Annotated in this window: 20 protein-coding genes; 6 read left to right on the top strand and 14 right to left on the bottom strand. The window is 72.1% G+C overall.

Features of this window, described 5'->3' with window-relative positions; translation table 11 throughout:
- Positions 1-86 precede the first annotated feature (86 nt).
- Both H9623_RS15395 and H9623_RS15390 read right to left on the bottom strand, forming a co-directional pair.
- Positions 87-1,373 carry an adenylosuccinate synthase gene (locus H9623_RS15395; protein WP_193720906.1) on the bottom strand — a complete coding sequence of 429 codons (1,287 nt, stop codon included), beginning with the start codon at positions 1,371-1,373 and terminating at the stop codon, positions 87-89.
- Between the two features lie 337 nt (positions 1,374-1,710).
- Positions 1,711-2,151: a DUF3151 domain-containing protein gene (locus tag H9623_RS15390; protein WP_193720905.1), complete on the bottom strand. Its 441-nt coding sequence runs from the start codon at positions 2,149-2,151 to the stop codon at positions 1,711-1,713.
- Positions 2,152-2,220: 69 nt separating this feature from the next.
- On the opposite strand from H9623_RS15390, the gene H9623_RS15385 reads away from it, so the two are divergent.
- A complete protein-coding gene (locus H9623_RS15385; protein ID WP_191792012.1) occupies positions 2,221-2,559 on the top strand; it encodes an STAS domain-containing protein in 339 nt (112 codons plus the stop codon).
- A gap of 82 nt (positions 2,560-2,641) precedes the next feature.
- On the opposite strand, the gene H9623_RS15380 is transcribed toward H9623_RS15385, so the two are convergent.
- Positions 2,642-4,909, bottom strand: a complete 2,268-nt coding sequence (locus H9623_RS15380) for a SpoIIE family protein phosphatase (RefSeq protein ID WP_321575477.1) — start codon at positions 4,907-4,909, stop codon at positions 2,642-2,644.
- Between the two features lie 243 nt (positions 4,910-5,152).
- On the opposite strand from H9623_RS15380, the gene H9623_RS15375 reads away from it, so the two are divergent.
- Positions 5,153-5,560 (top strand): STAS domain-containing protein, encoded by a 408-nt coding sequence (locus H9623_RS15375; protein WP_193720938.1) that lies wholly within the window; start codon positions 5,153-5,155, stop codon positions 5,558-5,560.
- Positions 5,561-5,740: 180 nt separating this feature from the next.
- Here H9623_RS15375 and fbaA read toward each other — a convergent pair whose 3' ends face one another.
- Both fbaA and H9623_RS15365 read right to left on the bottom strand, forming a co-directional pair.
- Positions 5,741-6,763 (bottom strand): class II fructose-bisphosphate aldolase, encoded by a 1,023-nt coding sequence (gene fbaA / locus H9623_RS15370; RefSeq protein ID WP_030151060.1) that lies wholly within the window; start codon positions 6,761-6,763, stop codon positions 5,741-5,743.
- A gap of 160 nt (positions 6,764-6,923) precedes the next feature.
- Positions 6,924-7,637, bottom strand: coding sequence for a TrmH family RNA methyltransferase (locus H9623_RS15365; RefSeq protein WP_193720903.1), 714 nt, complete (start codon positions 7,635-7,637; stop codon positions 6,924-6,926).
- A gap of 128 nt (positions 7,638-7,765) precedes the next feature.
- Here H9623_RS15365 and H9623_RS15360 point away from each other — a divergent pair, with 128 nt between their 5' ends.
- Together H9623_RS15360 and H9623_RS15355 are read left to right on the top strand one after the other, a co-directional pair.
- Positions 7,766-8,674, top strand: a complete 909-nt coding sequence (locus H9623_RS15360) for a DedA family protein (protein ID WP_321575476.1) — start codon at positions 7,766-7,768, stop codon at positions 8,672-8,674.
- Entirely contained in the window at positions 8,671-9,444 is a 774-nt protein-coding gene (locus H9623_RS15355) for an HAD-IIA family hydrolase (protein ID WP_193720901.1), read from the top strand. The genes H9623_RS15360 and H9623_RS15355 overlap by 4 nt, the downstream gene beginning before the upstream one ends.
- Positions 9,445-9,555: 111 nt before the next feature.
- Here the strand turns inward: H9623_RS15355 and H9623_RS15350 are convergent, their stop codons facing one another.
- The 4 genes from H9623_RS15350 to H9623_RS15335 form a co-directional block, all read right to left on the bottom strand.
- Positions 9,556-9,945: a universal stress protein gene (locus H9623_RS15350; protein ID WP_193720900.1), complete on the bottom strand. Its 390-nt coding sequence runs from the start codon at positions 9,943-9,945 to the stop codon at positions 9,556-9,558.
- Positions 9,945-11,504: a tripartite tricarboxylate transporter permease gene (locus H9623_RS15345; protein ID WP_193720899.1), complete on the bottom strand. Its 1,560-nt coding sequence runs from the start codon at positions 11,502-11,504 to the stop codon at positions 9,945-9,947. The genes H9623_RS15350 and H9623_RS15345 overlap by 1 nt, the downstream gene beginning before the upstream one ends.
- Positions 11,497-12,066 (bottom strand): tripartite tricarboxylate transporter TctB family protein, encoded by a 570-nt coding sequence (locus tag H9623_RS15340; RefSeq protein WP_321575475.1) that lies wholly within the window; start codon positions 12,064-12,066, stop codon positions 11,497-11,499. The genes H9623_RS15345 and H9623_RS15340 overlap by 8 nt, the downstream gene beginning before the upstream one ends.
- 106 nt (positions 12,067-12,172) lie before the next feature.
- Positions 12,173-13,246, bottom strand: a complete 1,074-nt coding sequence (locus H9623_RS15335) for a Bug family tripartite tricarboxylate transporter substrate binding protein (protein WP_193720897.1) — start codon at positions 13,244-13,246, stop codon at positions 12,173-12,175.
- A 225-nt stretch (positions 13,247-13,471) separates the two neighbouring features.
- Here H9623_RS15335 and H9623_RS15330 point away from each other — a divergent pair, with 225 nt between their 5' ends.
- Positions 13,472-15,241: an ATP-binding protein gene (locus H9623_RS15330; RefSeq protein ID WP_193720896.1), complete on the top strand. Its 1,770-nt coding sequence runs from the start codon at positions 13,472-13,474 to the stop codon at positions 15,239-15,241.
- Positions 15,238-15,963 (top strand): response regulator, encoded by a 726-nt coding sequence (locus H9623_RS15325; protein ID WP_193720895.1) that lies wholly within the window; start codon positions 15,238-15,240, stop codon positions 15,961-15,963. The genes H9623_RS15330 and H9623_RS15325 overlap by 4 nt, the downstream gene beginning before the upstream one ends.
- A gap of 64 nt (positions 15,964-16,027) precedes the next feature.
- Here H9623_RS15325 and H9623_RS15320 read toward each other — a convergent pair whose 3' ends face one another.
- The 5 genes from H9623_RS15320 to H9623_RS15300 all read right to left on the bottom strand — a co-directional run bounded on the left by H9623_RS15320 (position 16,028) and on the right by H9623_RS15300 (position 23,221).
- On the bottom strand, positions 16,028-20,104 hold the full coding sequence (locus H9623_RS15320) for an HtaA domain-containing protein (protein WP_193720894.1): 4,077 nt from the start codon (positions 20,102-20,104) through the stop codon (positions 16,028-16,030).
- Positions 20,105-20,328: 224 nt separating this feature from the next.
- Entirely contained in the window at positions 20,329-20,925 is a 597-nt protein-coding gene (locus H9623_RS15315; protein ID WP_193720893.1) for a LemA family protein, read from the bottom strand.
- Positions 20,926-21,065: 140 nt separating this feature from the next.
- Positions 21,066-21,821 (bottom strand): DUF3137 domain-containing protein, encoded by a 756-nt coding sequence (locus H9623_RS15310; RefSeq protein WP_193720892.1) that lies wholly within the window; start codon positions 21,819-21,821, stop codon positions 21,066-21,068.
- Between the two features lie 58 nt (positions 21,822-21,879).
- Positions 21,880-22,464: an orotate phosphoribosyltransferase gene (gene pyrE / locus H9623_RS15305; protein ID WP_193720891.1), complete on the bottom strand. Its 585-nt coding sequence runs from the start codon at positions 22,462-22,464 to the stop codon at positions 21,880-21,882.
- A 10-nt stretch (positions 22,465-22,474) separates the two neighbouring features.
- Positions 22,475-23,221 carry a hypothetical protein gene (locus H9623_RS15300; protein WP_193720890.1) on the bottom strand — a complete coding sequence of 249 codons (747 nt, stop codon included), beginning with the start codon at positions 23,219-23,221 and terminating at the stop codon, positions 22,475-22,477.
- Positions 23,222-23,330 lie beyond the last annotated feature (109 nt).

The following is a 23,330-nucleotide window of genomic DNA, read 5'->3' as shown; positions in this document are numbered from 1 at the left end:
CGGGCCCCGTCTCCCTCTGGGAGGCGGGGCCCGGGCGGGGGGGCGGGGGGCCCTCGGTCGTCAGCGTGAGGTCCTCGGCGGACGGCTCAGTGCAGCAGGTCGTGGAGCGGGATGATCGCGTCGCGCGACGGACCGACCCCGATCGCGGAGACCCGAGCCCCCGAGAGCTCCTCGAGCGAGCGCACGTAGGCCTGCGCGTTGGCCGGCAGGTCCTCGAACGTCCGGCAGCCGGAGATGTCCTCGGTCCAGCCGTCGAACTCGGTGTAGATCGGCTTGGCGTGGTGGAACGCCGTCTGGTCCGTGGGCATCTCGTCGTAGCGGACGCCGTCCACGTCGTACGCGACGCACACCGGGATCTTGGGGATGCCCGTGAGGATGTCGAGCTTGGTCACGACCAGGTCCGTGATGCCGTTGATGCGGCTCGAGTAGCGGGCGATCACCGAGTCGTACCAGCCGCAGCGACGCGCGCGACCCGTGGTCACACCGAACTCGCCACCGGTCTTGAGCAGGTACTCGCCCATCTCGTCGAAGAGCTCGGTGGGGAACGGACCCTCGCCCACCCGGGTCGTGTAGGCCTTGATGACGCCGATCACCGACGAGATCTTCGTGGGGCCGACGCCCGAGCCCGTCACCGCGCCGCCCGCGGTCGCGTTCGACGACGTCACGAACGGGTAGGTGCCGTGGTCGACGTCGAGCATCGTGGCCTGGCCGCCCTCGAACAGGACGTTCTTGCCCGCGTCGAGCGCCTGGTTGAGGATCAGCGACGTGTCCGCGACCATCGGCTTGACCCGGTCGGCGTAGGCGAGGAGCTCCTCGACCGTCTCGTCGACCGTGATCGCGCGACGGTTGTAGACCTTGACCAGCAGGTGGTTCTTCTGGTCGAGCGAGCCCTCGATCTTCTCCGCGAGGATCTTCTCGTCGAAGAGGTCCCACATGCGGATGCCGACGCGGTTGATCTTGTCGGCGTACGCCGGCCCGATCCCGCGGCCCGTCGTGCCGATGCGACGCTTGCCGAGGAAGCGCTCGCTGACCTTGTCCATCGTGCGGTGGTAGCCCGCGATGACGTGGGCGCTGCCGGAGACCAGCAGGCGCGAGACGTCGACGCCGCGCGAGATCAGGTCGTCGAGCTCCTGGAAGAGCACCTCGATGTCGACGACGACACCGTTCGCGATGACGGGGGTGACCCCCGGCGACAGGATGCCGGAGGGCAGCAGGTGCAGGGCGTACTTCTCGTCGCCGATGACGACCGTGTGCCCGGCGTTGTTGCCGCCGTTGAACTTGACCACGTAGTCGACCCGCGACCCGAGGAGGTCGGTCGCCTTGCCCTTGCCTTCGTCGCCCCACTGGGCACCGATGAGCACCACGCCTGGCATGGATTCCCCACTTTCAGACTGCCTGTTCCTCGGACCGGGTCACGGACCGGCACCGACCGGCACGTACGCCAGGACTGTCCGGTCGACGGACGACCGCCGCGCACCATCGACCGGGGGTCGACGCACGGCGCGTGCCGCCAACGGGTCCTGCGCAGGGCCCGAGGCGCGTCCGGGCGGCAGTCACCCGGAAGCCTGGACGAGTTTACCTGTCATTGACCTCGGCGGGCCCCTCGGCCCACCCCGCGCCCTCCCGCCGCCCGACGGCGCAGCGTGCGTGACGTCGTCGGGCGGCGGTCGTGAGGGCCCGGGCAGGCCGCGCGGGGCGGGCGGACGGGCGTCAGCCCGCGAGCGCCGCGACCTCGTCGACCGACGTGCCCGAGTCCACCAGGAACTGGGCGCAGCGCTCGGCCTCGCCGTCCTCGCCGATGAGCGACGCCGCGCGGGACAGCGCGAGCAGGGCCCGCAGGAAGCCCTGGTTGGGCTCGTGGTCGGCCGGGATCGGGCCCTGCCCACGCCACCCGGCACGACGCAGCGCGTCGAGGCCGCGGTGGTAGCCGGTGCGGGCGAACGCGTAGGCCGTGACGACGGAGCGCTCGTCGCCGTCGCGCAGCGCGGCCTCGGCGAGGAGCGCCCAGGGCAGCGACGAGGCAGGGAACGTGCGGGCGAGCTCGACCGGGTCGTCCCCCCGGGCGGTCGCCGCGGCGACGTCGGGGTCGGCCGGGAGACGGACCGGGTCGGGTCCGCCGAGGAGGTTGCGGTGCGTGGGTGCGTGAGACATCCAGCGATTCTCGCAGGCCTCTGACGAGCGCATGTGCAAGCGAGGGCCGCGCAGCCTAGAGTCATGGTCATGATCGAGATCTCCACGTCCCCCGCGACGACCACGCTCGTCATCGCCGGGGACCTCGATCTCGCGGAACGCGACCAGTTCCCGGAGATCGCAGCCCGCGTCGTCGGCCTGCGCCGTCAGCTCCTCGTGATCGACATGTGCCGCGTGACCTTCATGGACTCGACGGGCGCCGCCTTCCTCATCTCGCTCGCCGACTCCGGTCGCAAGCGCGGCGGGGCGACGGTGCTGCGCGGCTGCGACGACCGTGACCTGTTCGTCCTGGAGGTCTGCGGCGCGCTCGACCTGTTCCGCATCGACGCCGACCACCGGTGCGACCCGCCCGTGAGCGCCTCGGCCTGACCCGGCCACCGCGCGGCGCCCTCCGCCGCGGTCCGGGCCTCCCTCCTGGGCGGTCCCGGACGTCCTCTGCCCGGACGGTGCCTCAGCCCTCGGCCGACGCCGCCCGACGCTCCGCCCGCTCCGCCACGGGGCGCAGCCGGGCCCACACGAGCTTGCCCGACCCGGCCGGGCGCCAGCCCCAGTCCGCGAGGCGCTCGACGATCTGCATCCCGAACCCGCCCATGCGGTGGGCGTGGCCGTCCGTCGACACGGGAGGTGCGGGGTTGGAGTCCTCGACCTCGACCCGCAGGCCGTCTCCCGTGTCGAACAGGCGCAGCGCCAGGTGCCCCCACCCGTGCAGGACACCGTTCGCGACGAGCTCGGACACGACCAGCTCCGCGTTGGCGCTGTCGCCGAGGTCCCACGCCTGGCACGTGCGCAGGACCGCGTGGCGCGCGCGACCGATCGACGCGGGCTCGCTCGGCAGGAGCCAACGCCGGCTGCGCGGGCTCAGCGCCGACGTCACGGGGTCCGTCACGGGGTCCGGCACGCGCACCACGACGAGCGCGACGTCGTCCTCGGGGGCGTCCGCGAGCCGTGAGAGGAGCTCTTCGCCGATCCCCGCCGAGTCGATCGCGGTGATGGCCCGGGTGGCCTCGACCAGGGCGTCGAGCCCGACGCGCAGCGCGCGGTCGCGGCGCTCGATCAGCCCGTCGGTGTAGAAGAGCAGCACGTCGCCCGGCGCGAGCTCGGCCCGGCCCGTCGCGCGCTCGCCGACGCCGAACCCGACGAGCGACCCGCCTGCCTCGTTGAGCTGCGTGACCTCGCCGTCGCGGAGCAGGAGCGGCGGCAGGTGCCCCGCGCGCGAGTACTCGATCGTCCACCGCTCCGCGGACCGCTCCCCCGGACCGTCGGCGGCGCCGGGGCCCTCGTCGGGACCGGCGTCGTCGGCGACGTCCTCCGGCGAGGGCTGCTCGCCGTGCCGCACGAGGGACGCGTAGACGAGGCTCGCCGACCGGGGGATGCGCATCCCGACCACGAGCTGGTCGACCCGCTCCAGGACGGGGCCGGGCGTCGTCAGCTCGTACGCGTACGAACGCACGACCGACCGGAGCTGCCCCATGGCCGCCGCGGCCTCGACGTCGTGGCCCACGACGTCACCGATCACGAGCCCGACGACGTCGGGCGTGATCTGCAGGACGTCGTACCAGTCGCCGCCCACCTGGGCGTGCTCGGAGTTGGGGGCGTAGTACGTCCAGACGTCGAGCCCGGTCACGTCGGCCTGCTCGGGCAGCATCGCGCGCTGCAACGTCTCCGCGAGCCGGTGCTCGCGGGCGTAGAGACGCACGTTGTCGATCGCGAGTCCGGCGCGTCGTGCGAGGGTCCGCAGCACCGCCTCGGAGCTCTCCGGGTCCGACACCGCCCCGGCCGACACCGGCAGGCCGCTCGTCGCGAGCAGGCCCAGGACACGCCGACGGCCTGCGATCGCATGGAGCACGACCTCTCGCGGCGCGCCCGCGAGCGTCGAGGTCCGCTGCCGGACGTCACGGCTGAGCCAGCCCGAGGCGGACCACTGCGGGTACTCGGCCGACAGGTCGAGCCGGACGGGGCCCTCGATCCGACCGTCGAGCAGGTCCTGCACGGTGTCCTGCAGGTCGATCACGGTCCCCGGGACCAGGAGGGCCGGTCCCGTCGCGTCGCCGAGCGCGTCGGTCTGGCCCATGGCGCCCTCCACGACGCCCGCGCCGTCCGCGATGTACCGGCCGTGACGCTGCCCGCGCCCGCTCGGGGGGGTCGTGGTGTCGATGCCCTCCGCGAAGCGCAGCCCGTCGTCGTTCATGTAGAAGCCGGCCCACTCCACGAGCGCCCCCTCGAGGACGTCGCAGATCTCCCGCAGCGCGAGGGGGTAGTCCAGGTCGTTGAGCAGGTCCGACGTCTCGGTGATGATCGCGAGACCGGCCCGCTTGCGCCGTTCGAGCTCGAGCGACGCGAGCTGCGACGCGGAGCGGTCCACGTGCTCGGTGATGTCGACCATGGACCCGGCCCAGTGCCCGACCTCTCCCCCGACCTCGTCGACGGGCGACAGCGTGAGCTGGACCCACAGCAGGCTCCCGTCCTGACGCTCGCTCCGGACCGTCCTGCGGACCTCGCGGCCCTCGAGGACCCCGGCACGGAACAGGTCGGCCTCGGCCCGGTCCGCGAGGAGGTCCGACAGGAACTGCGGGCGGTGCCCCACGACCTCGTCGGTCGAGAAGCCGGTGAGCCTGCTGAACGCCTCGTTGACCCACAGGACGGGCATCCCCACGGACGCCGGACCCAGCAGGAACGCCGCGATGCCCGTGCGCTGCACCGCGAGCGAGAGGAGCTCCACGCCGCCGTCCGGTAGCGGCGCGCCACCGGTACGCGGACCATGGCCCCAGGAGCCCAGACCGAGGCTCGACGAGCTGACCATTTCCACCTCCGAACGACACTGCCGTGAGCGCGTTACTGTCCCGAGTGGACATTCAACCGTAGATTGGTGATCTCCGAGACCTGTGCGGGTCCGGTCCACGCTGGGAGGAGCAACGTGCGCGACGGTAACACCACGGCTGGTAGCGAGCCCGAAGACCCCGAGATCGGCGAGAGCGGCGTCGTGACGGACCAGGCCGATCCGGCGAGCGTCCACGTCATCGTCGGTGCCACCCGGGCACGGATCGTCCTGTCAGGTGAGATCGATGCCGACCTCGGCGCCGACCTCCTCGACGCGACGGCCGACGCGGAGGCCACGGGCCTGCCCGTCGAGATCGACGCCCACCACGTGACCTTCATGGACTCCTCGGGCGTGGCGTTCCTCGCCCGGCTCGCGACCCGCGGCCCGCACCGCGTCCGCGTGCTGCGTGCACCGCCGACCGTGCGGTTCCTGCTCGAGGTCACGCGCATCGGGGACATGCTCGACATCGTCGACGAGGACCCCGGCTTCGACCTGCCCGACGGCGTCACGCACCTCAACGGCGGCCGTCGCGTCCCGCGCACCGACCGCTGAGGACGACCGCCCGGCGGGCGCTCCGCCGTCGGGCCCGCCGTGGGCGCACCTGCCGTCGCGGCACGCGTCGCAGCCCCGGACGCAGCGGGCCCCGGTCCGACTCGGACCGGGGCCCGCTGGCACTCCAGGTGGTGGGACACGCCCACCGGGATCACCGCCCGGGTGGGCGGCTCACCAGGTTCAGCGGATCTTCTGGCCCGCGGAACGCAGCTGCTGCGACGCCTCGACGATGCGCTGAGCCATGCCGGCCTCGGCGAGCTTGCCCCAGGCGCGCGGGTCGTAGGCCTTCTTGTTGCCCACCTCGCCGTCGATCTTCAGGACGCCGTCGTAGTTGCGGAACATGTGGTCGACGACCGGACGCGTGAACGCGTACTGCGTGTCCGTGTCGATGTTCATCTTGATGACGCCGTTGTCCACGGCCTCGGTGATCTCCTCGAGCGTCGAGCCCGAGCCGCCGTGGAAGACCAGGTCGAACGGGTTCTCCTTGCCGATGGCGTCGCCCACGGCCTTCTGGATGTCCGCGAGGATCGACGGACGCAGCTTGACCGCACCCGGCTTGTAGACGCCGTGCACGTTGCCGAACGTGAGGGCCGTCAGGTAGCGGCCCTTCTCGCCCGCACCGAGGGCCTTGACCGTCGCGAGACCGTCCTCGACCGTCGTGTAGAGCTTGTCGTTGATCTCGGCCGTGTGGCCGTCCTCCTCGCCACCGACGACGCCGACCTCGATCTCGAGGATGGTGCGCGCGGCGACCGAGAGCTCGAGGAGCTCCTCGGCGATGATCAGGTTCTCGTCGAGCGGCACGGACGAGCCGTCCCACATGTGCGACTGGAAGGTGGGCAGGCCACCGTTCTTGACCTGCTCGGCCTCGATCGCGAGCAGCGGACGGACCCAGGAGTCCAGGTTCTGCTTGGCGCAGTGGTCCGTGTGCAGGGCGATCGTCACGTCGTACTTCTTCGCGACCTCGGTCGCGTACGCCGCGAGGGCGAGCGAACCGGTCACGCGGTCCTTGATCGTCGAGCCCGACGCGTACTCGGCGCCACCGACGGAGACCTGGATGATGCCGTCGGACTCGGCCTCGGCGAAGCCCTGAATGGCGGCGGTCACGGTCTGCGACGACGTGATGTTGACGGCGGGGTAGGCGAACTTGCCTGCCTTCGCGCGGTCGATCATCTCGGCGTAGACCTCGGGGGTTGCGATAGCCATCTGCAGAACTCCAATGACGGAAGGAGGTGGGTGCCGACGACACTGCCGCGCGCCCTGTTATCCCCATGATTTTGTCATGGATCCCTACCGGCGGTGTGGTCCGTCCCTCAGGTGGACGGACGCCACCACGGGTTGGGACGTCGCGGGGGCCCCGGCGCGGCTAGCGCGGGACCAGGTGCTGCACGGCCCAGGAGTGCATCGCGATCGCGGCCGCGGCCCCCGCGTTGATCGACCGCGTCGACCCGTGCTGGGTGATGTGCAGGACGTCGCGGCTCGCCGCGCGCGCCTCGGCGGACAGACCGGTGCTCTCCTGCCCGAACAGCAGGACGCACTCGGGCGGGAACGCGTAGCCCTCGATCGGGATCGAGCCCGGGACGTTGTCGATCCCGATGACCGGGACGCCCGCGCCGTCGTGCTCGCCCGCGGCCCACGCCAGCAGGTCCTCGACCTGCGGGTGGTGGCTCACGTGCTGGTAGCGGTCCGTGACCATGGCGCCGCGACGGTTCCAGCGGCGTCGCCCCACGATGTGCACCCCGGCGGCGTTGAACGCGTTCGCCGTGCGCACGACCGAGCCGATGTTGAGGTCGTGCCCCCAGTTCTCGATCGCGACGTGCAGGCGCCGGTCCCGCGGCCTGCGCGCGTCCATGTCCGCGACGATCGCCTCCACGGTCCAGTACCGGTACGCGTCCACGACGTTGCGGCGGTCGCCGTGCTCCAGGAGGTCGACGTCGTAGCGCGGGTCGGTCGGCCAGGCAGCCCGGCCGCCGGGCCAGGGGCCGACGCCCACCTCGACCTCGTCCTCGCGGCGGGGCGGGGCGGCCGGGGCCGTTCCCGGTGCGTCGGACGGCGTGCGGTGCGCGGAAGGTTCGGTCACCGTCCCATTCTCCCTGGCCTTCGCCGACACCCGGGCGGCCGCCCCGGCCGGTCGATCCCCCCACGATGTTCACCGTCGCGCTACGCGGCCTCGGGCCCTCGCGCCGGTCCGCCCACTACGCTGGGTGCGTGCTCACCGACCTGTTCGTGACCTCAGCGCTGCCTGACGTCGCCACCACGCTCTCCGCCGTCGACGGCGGCCACGTGGTCGCCCTCGGGCCCGACTGGCTCGACGCACGGAACATGATCAGCGGCTTCATCGAGCGCTTCGGCGTCTACGCGGTGTTCGGCATCGTGGCCGTGGTCTTCATCGAGACCGGTCTGCTGTTCCCGTTCCTGCCGGGCGACTCCCTGCTCTTCACCGCAGGCCTCCTGGTCGCGCAGGACGAGCTGAACCTGTCGATCTGGCTCGTGTGCGGCATGATCTTCGCCGCCGCGTTCCTGGGGGACCAGCTCGCCTACCTGATCGGCAACAAGATCGGCCCGCGGCTGTTCAAGCCCGACGCGCGCGTCCTGAAGACCAAGTACATCGACCAGGCCCACGAGTACTTCGAGCGCTTCGGCGGCCGGACCGTCATCCTCGCGCGTTTCGTGCCCTTCCTGCGCACCTTCGCACCCGTCGCCGCCGGCATGAGCGGCATGCGCTACCGCACGTTCGTGGTCTACAACCTGGTCGGCGCGTTCGTCTGGGGGGTCGGCGTGACCCTCCTCGGCTACTGGCTCGGCAACGTCCAGTTCGTCAACGACCACATCGAGACCATCCTCGTGCTCATCGTCGCGATCTCCGTGATCCCCGTGGTGATCGAGGTGCTGCGAGCGCGCCGGGAGTCCCGGCGGGTCACGGTCGAGGGGACGGGAGCCCTCGCAGGGGCCGCGGACGTCTCCGAGGTGACGACCGCCGCGACGCAGACCCGGCCGACCTCGCCGCAGGACCAGCCCCGGACCGGGACCGCCGACGACCAGACCACGACCCCGGCGACGGGACCCGAGACGTCGACGGACGCCGTCGAGCACACCCCAGGAGAGGACCACCGATGACCCGCGTGATCGAGAGCTGGCTCACCGACATGGACGGCGTGCTCGTCCACGAGGGCCACGCCATCCCCGGCGCCCCGGAGTTCATCCGGGCCCTGCGGGACAAGGAGCGCCCGTTCCTCATCCTCACCAACAACTCGATCTTCACCGCACGCGACCTGCGGGCCCGGCTCGCGACGTCGGGCATCGAGGTGCCCGAGGAGTCGATCTGGACGTCCGCGCTGGCCACCGCGCAGTTCCTGAGCGACCAGGTCCCCGGTGGGAGCGCCTACGCGATCGGCGAGGCCGGCCTCACGACGGCCCTCTACGAGGCCGGCTACACCCTCACCGAGTCCGACCCGGACTACGTGGTGCTGGGCGAGACCCGCACGTACTCGTTCGAGGCCATCACCAAGGCCGTGCGCCTGATCCTGGGCGGCTCGCGCTTCATCTGCACCAACCCGGACACCACCGGCCCCTCCCAGCAGGGGCCGCTGCCCGCGACGGGCGCGGTCGCCGCCATGATCACCGCCGCGACGGGGCGCGAGCCCTACTTCGTGGGCAAGCCGAACCCCATGATGTTCCGGTCCGCGCTCAACCGCATCGACGCGCACTCGGAGACGACCGCGATGATCGGCGACCGCATGGACACCGACGTCGTGGCGGGCATCGAGGCCGGGCTCTACACCTATCTCGTCATGACCGGCTCGACCAAGCTCCACGAGGTCGACACCTACCCCTTCCGTCCGAGCAAGGTCGTCGACTCGATCGCGGACCTGGTCGACCGCATCTGACGGTCGACCGCATCTGACGGTCGGGCGCGGGCTGACGAGCCGCCGGGCACCGCACCGCCCCGGCCCCCCGACCAGCTCGGGGTACCGGGGCGATGGTCCGGGTGCCGCGGATCAGGCCTTGACGGCCAGGACCGGGCAGGTCGCCCGCAGCAGGATCTGTTGCGGGGTCGAGCCGAGCACGAGCTTGCCCACGGGTGTCCGGCGGCGCAGGCCGACGACGACGAGCACGGCGTCGACCTCCTCCGCGACCTCCAGGACGACGTCGGCGGGCAGGGCACCCGACCGCAGGTGGCGCACCTCGTGGTCGACGTGCGCCTCGTCGAGGATCTCGATCACGCGCGCCAGCTCGGCCTCGTCGGCCCACCGTGGGTCGACGAGCCGGTCCGCCCGCGTGGCGTTGACGATCACCACGCGCGCGCCGAGCAGCGCGGCGGCGCGACCTGCCGTGCGCGCGCTGGCGGTCCCGAGCTCCCCCGGGGCGTAGGCGAGGACGACGGTCATCAGTTCACCTCCTGCGACTGGGACTCTTCACGGATCTCCTCGCCGAGCCTGGACAGCTCGGCGTTGGCACGCTTCTCCCGGTGCTTGAGCCACAGCCCCAGGCCGACGATCACCAGGATCGAGACGTAGGCGGTCGCGGCGAACGGGCTCGTCACCAGGTAGGAGAGGTCGCCCTGGCTGATGGTCAGCGACCGCCTCAAGCGGTCCTCGGCCATGGGGCCGAGGATCATCCCGACCACCATGGGCGCCACGGGGTAGCCGTAGCGCCGCATGAAGAAGCCGACGACACCGATCACGAGCAGGATGAGCACGTCGATCGGCGAGAAGCTCAGCGCGTAGGACCCGAGCGCACCGAACAGCAGGATCCCGGCGTACAGGTAGTGCCGGGGGATCTGCAGGACCTTGACCCACATGCCGACGAGCGGCAGGTTCAGCACGATCAGCATCAGGTTGCCGATGTACAGGCTCGCGACGAGCGCCCACACGAGCGACGTCTGCGTCTGGAAGAGCATGGGCCCGGGCTGGATGCCGTACGACTGGAACGCCACGATGATGATGGCCGCGGTCGCGGTCGTGGGCAGCCCCAGCGTGAGGAGCGGGACCAGGACACCGGACGCGGCGGCGTTGTTCGCCGCCTCCGGGCCGGCCACGCCCTCGATGGCTCCCTTGCCGAACTCGTCCTTGTGCCGGCGCGCGAGCTTGCGCTCGGTCGCGTACGACAGGAAGGTCGCCACGTCGGCGCCCCCCGCCGGGATGGTCCCGATGGGGAAGCCGATCACGGTCCCGCGCAGCCAGGGCTTCCAGGAGCGGCGCCAGTCCTCGGGCTTCATCCAGCTCCGCCACCCCTTCTCGACCGGGATGACGTGCACGGGTCCGTGCCGCATGCGCGAGGCCACGTACAGCGCCTCGCCCACCGCGAAGAGGCCCACCGCGACGATCACGACGTCGAGGCCGTCCGCGAGGTTGGAGACGCCGAACGTGAAGCGCTGCTGCCCCGTCAGGGTGTCGGTCCCCATGAGGCCCAGGAACAGACCGAGCGAGAGCGCGACCATCCCGCGCGGGACGGACCTGCCGAGCAGCGCACCCACCGTGATGAAGGCGACGACCATGAGAGCGAAGTAGTCCGGCTCGCCGAGCTGGACCGCCCACCTCGCCATGACGGGTGCCACGAGCGTCAGGAGGACGGTCGCGATGGTCCCCGCGACGAACGAGCCGATCGCGGCCGTGGCGAGCGCCGCGGCCCCGCGCCCGAGCCTGGCCATCTTGTGGCCCTCGAGCGCGGTGACGATCGAGGCGGACTCGCCGGGGGTGTTGAGCAGGATCGAGGTCGTCGACCCGCCGTACATCCCGCCGTAGTAGATGCCCGCGAACACGATGATCGCGGCGGTCGCGTCGAGCGAGTACGTCAGGGGCAGGAGCAGCGCGATGGTCATGGCCGGGCCGATGCCCGGCAGGACTCCCACGGCCGTCCCGATGAACACACCGAACAACGCGTAGAGCAGGTATGCGGGCTGGACGACGGTCGCGAAGCCGTCCATCAGCGCCGAGAGGTTATCCACGGAACAAGCTCACCCCTTCGAGGAACGGGCCGGGAGGGAGCGACAGGCCGAGCATGCCGCCGAAGAGGATCTGGACGACGAGCCCCAGGACGGCGCCGAGCACGATCGCCCGCCACCAGGGACGAGCGCCGAGCACGATCGCCGACCCGCCGAACAGCACGGTCGCGGCGACCGGCCACCCGGCGATGTTGATCGTGTAGACGTGCACCACGAAGATGCAGCCCAGGAGCGCGACCGTGCGCCAGTCGGTCGAGGCGTCCGGGTCCACGTCCTCGCCGTCGTCCTCCTCGCCGAACCTCCCGCGGAGGAGACCGACCAGGACCAGGACCCCCGAGGCGAGCAGCAGCCCTCCCACGAGGTAGGGGAAGGCGCGAGGGCCCATGACGGTCGTCGAGCCCGGGACGTGGATGGTCCCGGCGTCGATCATGACGAACACGCCCAGAACGATCGTCACCGCGACGACGACGTACTCGCCGATGCGCCGCCGGGGGGCCGCGGGGGTGTGCGCCCCGGCGACCCTCGACGGTACGGCCCCGCCGGTGAGCGGGACCTCTTCGGTCACCACGGCCTCCGTGCGCGCAGGCGCACCGGAAGCCGGTGCGACCGGGGAGGAGGCCCCGCCCGGTGCGGGGGAATCACCGGGCGGGACGACAGAGGACGAGGACATGTCAGGAGACCAGGCCGATGTCCTGCAGGACCGTCTGGATGTCGACGATGTTCTGCTGCAGGTAGTCGTCGAAGTCGGCACCGGTCAGGAACGCGTCCGCCCAGCCCTTCTCCGTGAGCGTGGCCTGCCACTCGTCGGACGCGTGCAGCTCGGTGAGGACCGCCTCGAGCGCAGCGCGCTCCTCGTCGGAGATGTCGGCGGGTGCGAGCACGCCGCGCCAGTTGGTGAGGTCGAACCCGTAGCCCGCGTCGTGGAGGGTGGGGACGTCGGGGAGCGCCTCGATCTTCTCGGGGCTCGTGACCGCGAGCGCGCGGACCGTGCCCGCGTTGACCTGCTCGACGTACTCGCCCACGCCCGAGATGCCTGCGCTGACCTTGTTGCCGAGCAGCGCCGCGAGGGACTCGCCGCCACCCGAGTACGCGATGTAGTTGAGCGTGTCGACGATCTTCTCGGACGGGACCCCGGCCTGCTTGAGGAGCATCCCCGCGAGGATGTGGTCCGCGCCGCCGGCCGACCCCCCGGTCACCGTGACGCTCTTGCCGTTCGCGACGATGTCGTCCACGAGCTCCTCGAGCGTCTGGTACTTGGACCCGGCCGGGACGACGATGACGAGCGGCTCCTCGGTCAGGCGGGCGATCGGCGTGGTGTCCTCGATGCGGGCCTGGGACTTGTTGGTCTCGACCGCGCCGACCATGACGAGCCCGGTGACCATGAGCGTGTCGGGGTCGGTGACGTTCGCGAGGGAGGCCAGGCCGTTGGTCCCCCCGGCGCCGCCCACGTTGGTCACGTTGACGGTCTTGGCGAGCCCGGTGCCCTGCAGCTCCTTCTGGAGCGCGCGGCCCGTCTGGTCCCAGCCACCACCCGGGTCCGCGGGGACGATGATGTCGAGCGAGGCCAGGCCCACGGCGGCCGGCTTGTCGCTCCCCCCGGCCGCGGGGGCGTCACCGCCCGAGGCCAGTCCGCCGCACGCGCCGAGGGCGAGGGCGAGGCTGGTGAGTGCTGCTGCGCCGACCAGGCGACGACGTACCGGTCCGCTGGTGCTGTGCCCGCGGCGCGGGCTGACGACGGGTGCCATTTCTCCTCCTTGAGCGGGCCTCGTGACGACGCAGTCGCGGGGCCTCGGTGTGCAGCGGAGCCTAGGAGCGCCCAGGCCTCCTGCGGTCGCTGAGGTCGTATTGGAGGTTGTGGTCGTTGTGGTCACGCGACTTTCCGGTGCCAGGTCACGGGAACGTCCCGGTTCTGCGTCCGGGTGGCGGACACCCACTGTGGCCTGGGGCACACTGGTCCCGTGGGATGGGCAATGCCGCTCAGGGTTCAGCTGCTCCTGCTGCAGGTCGTGATCGTCCTCGCCGTGGTCTCGGCCGCCGGCGTGGTCGCGGGCACCCTGCAGGAGCGGCAGCTTCGCGATGCGTACCTGGACCGGATGACCGGGGTGGCCCAGTCCGTCGCGCGGCTGCCGGCGATCCGGGACGCGCTGGCCGGCCCCGATCCCTCGGCGACCATCCAGCCGATCGCCGAGGTCATCCGTGCGGCCTCGGACGTCACCTACGTCGTCGTGACCGACGACGACGGCATCCGCATGTCCCACCCCAACGCCGATCGCATCGGGGAGCGTGTGTCCACCGACCCGTCGGTCCCCCTGGCAGGGGGGACGTACATCGGGACCCAGACCGGGACCCTGGGCGAGTCGTGGCGCGTCAAGGTGCCCATCTACGACGGGTCGGGCCGCACGGTGATCGGCTCGGCCTCGGTCGGCATCCTCGAGGCGCACCTGCACGCGGACTTCCGCGAGGACCTGGACGGCCTGCTCCTCGCGCTCGGGACGGCGGCGGCCGGCGGCGTCGTGTGCGCCTGGTGGGTGACCCGGCTGGTCCGCAGACGGATCTTCAAGCTCGAGCCGGAGGAGATCTCGTCGCTGCTCGAGACGCGCGACGCCATGCTCCACGGCATCAGCGAGGGCGTCGTGGCCCTGGACCGCACCGGGCGGGTCGCGCTCGTCAACGACGAGGCACGTCGCCTCCTGGGCCTCGGCCCCGGCGAGGCGCCGGTCGGCTCGCTCGCGACCGACGTGCTCGACGGCCAGCTCCTCGAGCTCGCCGACCGGCCCGGCGACCACTCGAGCGGCGAGCTGCTCCTCGCGGGCGAGCGCGTGCTCCTCGCCCGCGCCAACCCGGCCACGGTCGACGGACGCGCCGTGGGCGCTGTGCTCGTGCTGCGCGACCACACCGAGCTGCACGCCCTCCTGCAGGACCTCGACGGCGCCCGCGACCTCACCGACGCGCTGCGCGCGCAGTCCCACGAGTTCGCGAACAAGCTGCACGTCGTGTCCGGGCTGCTCGAGCTGGGTCAGCACGTCGAGGCGGTCGCGTTCATCGAGCGGGCGGGGCACGGGGGGCTGCTCACGGCGAGCGCGATCGCCCCGGGCGTCCACAGCCCGCAGGTCGCCGCGCTGCTCCTCGCCAAGGCGACCACGGCACGCGAGCGCGGGATCGACCTCGAGGTCGACCCGTGCTCGGTCCTCGACGCCCCCTGCTCCCCCGAGGCCACGAGCCTCCAGCAGGACGTCCTGACCATCCTCGGCAACACGATCGACAACGCGATCGACGCCGCCGGGCCGGGAGGCACCGTCCAGGTCCTCGTCCTGGAGGACGCCGAGGAGCTCGCCGTCGTCGTCGACGACGACGGACCGGGAGTCCCGACGGCGTTGCGCGCCGCGGTCTTCCGGCCCGGCTTCAGCACCAAGCACGCGAGCGCCCTGGCGACCCGACCCGTCCGCCGGGTGCCCCGACCGGGCACGGACGCGACGTCGTCGGGCCGGTGGGACGCCCTGCGCCACAGCGACCCTCCTGCACCACCGCCCCGCCCGACGCCCGGGACCGACGCGGGAACCGCGCGCGGCATCGGGCTCGCCCTCGTGCGACGGGTCGTCGCCCGACGCGGCGGCGCCGTCGGCTTCACGACCTCACCGCTCGGCGGCGCGCGCCTGACGCTGACGCTGCCCGTGCGCCCCTCCACGGACGCCCCCGCGGGGGCGTCCCTCGAACCACTGACCGGGACGGCACACCGATGACCACAGACGACCGTTTTCGCACCCTGATCGTCGAGGACGACCCCCTCGTCTCCCGCCTCCACCGGGGGTTCGTCGAGAGCCACCCGCGCTTCGTCGTGGTGGGCGAGGCGCGCACCGGGGCAGAGGCGGTGCGGGCCATCTCGGTGCTCGAACCCGAGCTGGTCCTGCTCGACATCTACCTGCCGGACACCAGCGGGTTCGCGGTCCTGAACCAGCTCCGCCGCCGACCCGGGCCTCCCGTGGACGTCATCGCGACCACCGCGGCGCGCGAGCTCGACAGCGTCCGGCGCGCCATGGCGGGCGGCGTGCAGCACTACCTCGTCAAGCCGTTCACCGCGGCCGTGCTGCGCGGACGGCTCGACGAGGTCGTCCGCTTCCGAGCCCAGGTCCGCGCGACCGACGGCGCGCTCGACCAGGCCACCGTGGACCGCCTGGTCCGTCAGGCCCGCAACGAGAGCCCGCAGCTTCCCAAGGGGCTCTCCGACCGCAGCCTGGAGCTCGTCGTCGGCGCGCTCCTCGACGTCTGCACGGGCGCGTCGGTCGACGCGTCCGCCGTCGACGTGGCCGAGGCCACGGGGATGTCCCGCGTGAGCGCCCGCCGCTACCTGGAGCACCTCGTGGCCCTCGGCCAGGCCGAGGTCAACCCGCGCTACGGGTCGGCCGGGCGACCGGAGAACCGCTACCGGCCGCTGCTCGCCGTGAGCGCGGAGTCCCCCGCCTAGACGAACGGGCGGGGCCGGGACCTCGACAGGTCCCGACCCCGCCCGCGGTCGTGCAGGAGGTTCGTCAGGCGTCGGCGCGTGCCCGACGGCGGTTGCCCGCCACGACGAGCCCGGCGCCCCCCAGGACGAACAGCACGGCGAGGGCCGCGAGCGTGCTCGCGTCCGTCCCGGTGTCCGCGAGCCCCGAGAACGCGTCGCACTCGACGTCACCCCCGATCGGGAAGCTGAACGTCACGGGGGCGAGCGCGGTGCCCGCCTCGTAGAAGCCCGCGAACGCCTTGGCGCCCGAGGCCGTCAGCGTGGCAGGTGCACCGGTCCACGTGATGGTACTGCCGGAGGTCGACTTCTTGCCCGCCAGGTTCAGGCTCGCGAACGCGACCCCGTTGCTCGTGGACTTGTTGCCCTCCATGTCGCTGCTGACCACGTCGACGACGAGCGTGCCGGTGCTGCCGTCGACCTGGACCCGCGGGTTCGAGATCTTCAGGTCGAGGATCCCGGCGTGGCCCGTGAACTGCACCGAGCCGCCGAACGCCGTCCGCCCCTTGCCGAGGTCCGTGTTGAAGGACCCCTTGCCGCCGCTCCACGTGTACGACGACCCGTTGTCGCGGACGCCGCTCGTCGAGACCGAGCCCTTGGCGATCGGCCCCGCGATGTATGCGCGGAAGGGATCGCTCACGCCCCAGCTCAGGGTCGCGCCGTTGACGCCCTGCGCGAAGCACTGCGTGGCAGCCGTCGCACCGCCCGGGGCGTCGACCGAGGTGACCGGGCCCGTGACCGTGATGGCCGCGGACACCTTGTGGTTCGCACCCTCGAGCGAGAGCGTGTGCTCGCCCGGCTCGAGGTCCTCCGGGATCGTGACCGTGGCCGACGCCGCACCACCGGCGTTGGCCGTGATGCCGGTCGCCAGGGTCCGCGGTGTCGACCGGATGATCGACCTCAGGCCGGCCTCGTTCGCGCCGAACCCGACGCCGCTGATGGTCACCTGGCCGCCCGGCACCACCTGGTAGGTCGACAGCGTCGCCACCGTGGGGTCGAGGGGCTTGGTGCCCGTGCCGGTCCCGGGGTTGCCGATCGTGCCACCGTTTCCGTTGCCGTTTCCGTCGGTCGGGGCGGCGCCCGCACCCATCACGAACGAGACGGGGTCGAGGGATTCGCCGGCGGGGTAGAAGTCGGAGAACGCCTGCGAGCCTTCCGCGGTCAGCGTCGCCGCGGCGTCACGGTAGGACACCGCACCGTCCGACAGAACCGTGGCCTTCCCGAGCACGAGCGAGGCGAACGGGACGTCGAGCGCGTCGAACGTCGTCCCGTCGAGGTTCGCGGAACGCACGTCGACGACGAGGGTCCCCTTGCCGTCCTTGCCCACGACCACGGACGGGTTCGCCAGGGTCAGGTTGAGGAGGCCGCCGTGACCGGAGAAGGCGATCTTGCCGTCGTAGTCCACCGAGCCGGTCGTCGACCCGGGCTGCCAGGTCCCCCCGACCACCTGGCCGAACCCGAACAGGCCGTCCACCACCGTCGCGCCGTCGGACGCCACGGCACCACCCTGGGCGATGTGCCCCGTGATGTAGCTGCGGAAGCTCTCCTTGACCCCCCACCGGAGGCTGCCGACCTGCATCGCGGCCGGCTTGCCGACGACCTCCACGGTCGTCTGACCCGAGGCGCCGAGCTCGCTCACGACCTTGACGGCGAGCTGGCCGGGCGCCAGGTCGGCGGGGACGGTCACCGAGACGGCGCCGCGGTTGACGGTGAACGACGCGGGCGCGCCGCCCAGGAGGACCGAGGAGACCTTGTCGCCGGCCCCGAGGCCGGCAACGGTGAGCGAGAGCTTCTCGCCGGCCTTGACCGACGACGCCCCCGGCGTGACGGTCAGGGGGGCCGGGGCCTGGGCGTTGGTGAAGGCGACCGGGACGCCGATCTCCTGCGCAGCGTTCTTCACACCACCAGCGGCATACGTGTAGACCCCGAACGACCCACCCTCGACCGCCTCGAGCTCACCCAACGTCAACCGAGCCGTGAACGAACCGTCCGCAGCGATGTCCACCCACTGCTTGCGCACCGTCTCCTGGAACGCCGGCGGAACCTGCTCCAGCACCGAACCCGCCAGAGCCCACGCCTGCGCACCGACCCGACGAGCCGACGACGGCGCACCCACCGAGGGCTGCCACTCCTTCGCGAACGACCCGAACACCACATACGTGCCCTGCGGCAGGCCCGCCGGGATCGGCACCCCACGCCCACCCACGTTCGACGCCGGATCGAACCCGACACCCTTCACCACGACCACGTCACCAGGACGCACCACCGTGCTCCCCAGAGCAGTCTTGCCATCAGCAGCGAACACCTCCACCTCCGGCACGAACACCGGAGCCGGAGCATTGGTGAAAGCGACCGGGACGCCGATCTCCTGCGCAGCGTTCTTCACACCACCAGCGGCATACGTGTAGACCCCGAACGACCCACCCTCGACCGCCTCGAGCTCACCCAACGTCAACCGAGCCGTGAACGAACCGTCCGCAGCGATGTCCACCCACTGCTTGCGCACCGTCTCCTGGAACGCCGGCGGAACCTGCTCCAGCACCGAACCCGCCAGAGCCCACGCCTGCGCACCGACCCGACGAGCCGACGACGGCGCACCCACCGAGGGCTGCCACTCCTTCGCGAACGACCCGAACACCACATACGTGCCCTGCGGCAGGCCCGCCGGGATCGGCACCCCACGCCCACCCACGTTCGACGCCGGATCGAACCCGACACCCTTCACCACGACCACGTCACCAGGACGCACCACCGTGCTCCCCAGAGCAGTCTTGCCATCAGCAGCGAACACCTCCACCTCCGGCACGAACACCGGAGCCGGGGGCTCGGCACCCTGGAGCGTGACGGGCGTGAACGTGTCGAGCGTGCGGTCGGTCATCGAGAGGCCGTGGGCGGCCGAGGTGGCCACCTGGTAGGACTTCGTCGCGTCGAGCGTGCCCGCGGGGATCACGATCTGCGTCGTGAAGGCGCCGTCCTTGACCTGCGCGGCCGGCACGAAGACCTGCTTGAGCCAGCCCGCCCCCGGCAGCGCCGATCCGCCCGACCAGACCGAGGTCTCGCCGAGCAGGACGTACGCGCCGTACTTCGCGCCCGCGCCGACGAACCCGGTCCCGGAGACCTCGAAGGTGTTCGCGACCGCCGGGTCGACGTCCGTGCTCGGCGTGACCGAGACCTTGGGGTCCGCGACCGGAGCCGGCGGGTCGACCTGCTTGGCCGTCACGGTGTGCGCGACGGCTGCCGAGGTCGACGCCGAGAACGCCGCGGTGTCGGCCGGCGTGAAGCGGGCCGTGAAGCTGTGCGCCCCCACGACCGGAGCCGCGACCGAGTGGAGAGCGACGCCGTCGGACACCGGGACCGTCGCCAGCGGCGTGGTCCCGTCGAGGAACTCGACGCTTCCCGCGGCGGACGGTGCGACCGTCGCACTCAGCGTGACCGCCGTGCCCTCGACCGAGGTGCCCGCCGGGGAGACCCCGAGCGTCGTGGTCGTCGCCGTCGCGGGCGCCACGGGGACCGGGGCGTCGAACGTCGCGGTCAGGGTCGACATCGGCGTGCCGGGGTAGTCGGCGAAGTAGCTCGAGACGTTCTGGAGACCGTCGGCGATCTTCCCGTTCGCCACGAGCGTCAGCTTGTCACCGTTGCGCGTCGGGGCGATCGTGACGTCGGCGATCGTGACGTCGTCCTTGCTCCCGGTGGCGGCCGTGCCACCGAAGTCCGCCGTGAGCCGGCCCGACGTCTCCGAGGTCAGGCGCAGCCGGAGGTCGGAGATCGTGAGGTCGAGGAGGCCGTCGTGGCCCGAGTACTTCGTCGAGCCGCCGAAGGTGACGGTCCCCTCACCGGTGCTCGCGTCGAACGACCCGGCGGCCGGCTGGTAGACCGACTTCCCGTCGACCAGGGCCGGGGTGACGCTGCCCTTGGCGATCGGGCCCGTGACGTAGCTCGTCCAGCCGTCGGTGAAGTTCCAGGTGGCGCTGCCGCCCGACACCGTGACGGTGTCCGAGGCGGCGCCGGCGGGGGCGACCCCGGCGAAGGTGAGACCGGCGACGAGCGCTCCGGTCAGGAGTGAGGCAAGGGCGCGGCGGCGCCCTCCTCGTTGCGTGATGAGCACTCGGTCTCCCGTGAAGTCCAGGGCCGCCCGCGGTGGCGACGCACGGCGACAGGTCGCTCGACCATCGCCTCCGGGACCATATAAGGCGAGCCTCACTAAAGCAAGGCAAACCTAATCTTGTGTGCGCGGGGTCACACCCGGCGCTGACCGGGACGCCGCGAGGGACGGCACGCCTCCCGGCACACCGCCCCTCGCCCGTCGTCCTGCCGCTCGCCGACGACCCGTCAGCGATCGATGATCGGACCGTTCCCCTGGAAGTCGACCCGCGGTGCCGCGCGAACCGCCGGGTTGTCGACCTCGAAGTACTCCGCGCGCCCGAACCCGAACATCCTCGCGACGACGTTGGGCGGGAACGTCTCGACCTTCGTGTTCAGCGTGCGCACGTTCGCGTTGTAGAAGCGCCGCCCGGCCGCGAGGCGGTCCTCGGTGTTCGTCAGCTCGGCCTGGAGCTGCCCGAAGTTCTCGCTCGCACGGAGCTGCGGGTACGCCTCGGCGACCGCGAAGAGCCGACCCAGCGCCTGCGTCAGCCGGTTCTCCTTCGCGGCCTGGTCCGCGGGCCCCGACGTCGGTCCGGCCGCCGCCGAACGCGCCTGAGCCACCTGCTCGAACACGCCGCGCTCGTGCGCGGCATACCCCTTGACGGTCTCCATGAGGTTCGGGATGAGGTCGTGGCGACGGTGCAGCTCGACGTCGATCTGACGCCACGACTCCTGCACCAGGTTCCGCAGCCGGACGAACCCGTTGTACTGCGCGACCGCCCAGAACAGGACGACCAGGACGATCACGCCGATGACGATCAAGGCGATGGTGCCGCCTGTCATGCTGCCCCCTTGGGCTGAGGTGGTCGGACGCCCGCCCGGGCACGGCACGACCGGACCGGAGGGACCGGGCGCGTGACGCCGTCGGGCGACGCGGAAGGTAGCTGCATCGTAGCGGCGAGGCCCCTCGCCGGTCCGTGACCTCAGGACGGCGGCGTGCCCCACGGCGGAGCCGCCCCCGGGCCCGCTGCCGGTCCCGGGCCCGCGGTCGGTGTGCCCGGTCGGCGCGGCGGGAGCGCGCCGCGGTCCAGCCACACGAAGTCCGGGACGGCGTCGACCACGGCTGCGAGGCGCGAGAGCATCGGGGGGACGTTGTCGGGCACGGTCCGGCCACCCGTCCACGCGAGGATCGCGTCCCCCTCGATCCGCAGGGAGCGCCGCGAGAAGTCCGCCTCGAGCAGCCGGTGCATGGTCCGGGGGTGCAGCACGTCGTGCGCGAACCGCAGGTCGCTCGACTCGACCCGCCACGCACGGTTGAAGTCCTCCGACTCGAGCTGGATGTCCTGCCCGCCGAACGCCTTGGCGAGCTTGGCGCCGAGTCCTTCCGGCGTGAGCTGCAGCGTCGGGAACGACGCGTCCAGCAGGAGGGCGACCACGTGCGCGGTGTGCGTCGTCGACTCCTTGCCCGAGCCCGTGGTCCAGCTGTACGTGAACGACAGCGCCGAACGGTCCCCGTGGGGGCCCGTCAGGACCTCGGTCGCGCGTCGCGACCGTCCCTCGTCGAACGGCTCACCGCGCCACCGTCGCGCCAGCGCAGGGTCGGGGCCGTGGTGGGTCCACCCGTTCGCGGCGGCCCACCGCTCGAGCTCCGCGATCCGGGCCTTGTGCGCCCACCAGCCGAGGGCCACCCCCGCGACCGCCAGGAGCACCATGCCGACCACGAACCAGATGCTGCCCATCCCCCTGCCCTCTCTCCCGGCCGACCGGGCGCGTGCTGCCGGCGGCGCGTGCTGCCCGTCAGGCCAGGTCGAAGTCCGTCAGGCCGAAGATCGAGTGGTAGGGCACGCCCAGCGCCTCGATCTTCTCGCGCGCACCCGTGTCGCGGTCCATGATCGTCGCGACGCCCACGACCTCGGCGCCCGCGGCCCGTGCCGCCTCGATCGCGGTGATGGGCGAGCCGCCCGTCGTGGTCGTGTCCTCGACGACGACGACGCGGCGCCCCGCGATGTCCGGCCCCTCGATCTGACGCTGCATGCCGTGCGCCTTGGCGGCCTTGCGCACCACGAACGCGTCGAGGTCCTGGCCGCGCGAGGCTGCGGCGTGCAGGAGGGCGGTCGCGATGGGGTCGGCGCCGAGCGTCAGCCCGCCCACGGCGTCGACCTCGGCGGTGCCCAGCCCGACCTCCTCGAGCTGGTCCAGCAGGACGTGCCCGATGAGCGGGGCGGCACGGTGGTGCAGCGTGACGCGTCGCAGGTCCACGTAGTAGTCGGCCTCCTTGCCGGAGGACAGCGTCACCTTCCCGTGCACGATCGCCAGCTCGGCGATGAGGTCGCGAAGCTGCTCGCGGGGTGTCGGGGACAGGTGCGTGGAGGTCTCGGTCATGGGGTCAAGGCTAGCGGTCCGGCGCGTCCGCGGGCCGCGCCGCCTCGCTCCCCGTGCCCTCGGGGGCCTCCGAGATCTCGGGACGCCCGAGGGGCCGGACCTGGTCGAGGACCCCGGCGAGCAGGAGCGCGAGGTCGCGCACGTCCTCGACCGGTACCGGGCCGTCCGTCCAGGACAGGACGGCCGATCCCTCGAAGCGCAGCCGCGCCCCCGCGTACGCGGGCTCCAGCAGGACCGAGCGCACGGGGGCCGTCAGGAGGGCGTGGGCAGCGAGCTCGTCGGGGGCACGCACCGTCCAGGTCGAGGCGAACGCCGGGTCGTCGAACACGACCTCGCGCCCCACCACGCGCTGGACGGACGGCTGCCGGTAGCCCACGGGCACGACCTCGACCGTCGGGACCTCCCCCGGGACGTCGAGCGCGACGACCTGGCACTCGACCATCGTGGGGCGTCCACGGCCCGCCATGGTCGCGGCCGAGCGCCACGCGTACCGGAACGTGACGAGCGGCCGGCCGGCCACCGCCCCCCGGCGGAGGTCCTCGACCCGACCCCGGTCCTGGACGTCGAACGGCGCCCCCTCCCAGCGGTCGAGCAACGACTCGTCGGGCGGCGCGGGCTCCCAGCCGAGGTCACGGAGCAGAGCGTCCTGCGTCTCCTGGCGCGCGCGCCGCGCGACGACGCCCAGCACGGCCACCGCGACGACGAGCGCCAGCAGGACCCCCAGCACGACCAGGCCGACGGCGGACTCCCGGGTCACGTGCGCCTCCCCCCTGACCGCACTCCCCTAGCTGTACTGACCAGGACCGTTGTTGACGTGAAGAGAGACCTCCGTGTCGAGTGGGAGCTGTCTAGGAACCCGGCTCTGA

Source organism: Oerskovia douganii (assembly GCF_015142735.1).
GTDB classification, from domain to species: Bacteria; Actinomycetota; Actinomycetes; order Actinomycetales; family Cellulomonadaceae; genus Oerskovia; species Oerskovia douganii.
This window is presented reverse-complemented; position numbering and strand designations above follow the sequence as displayed.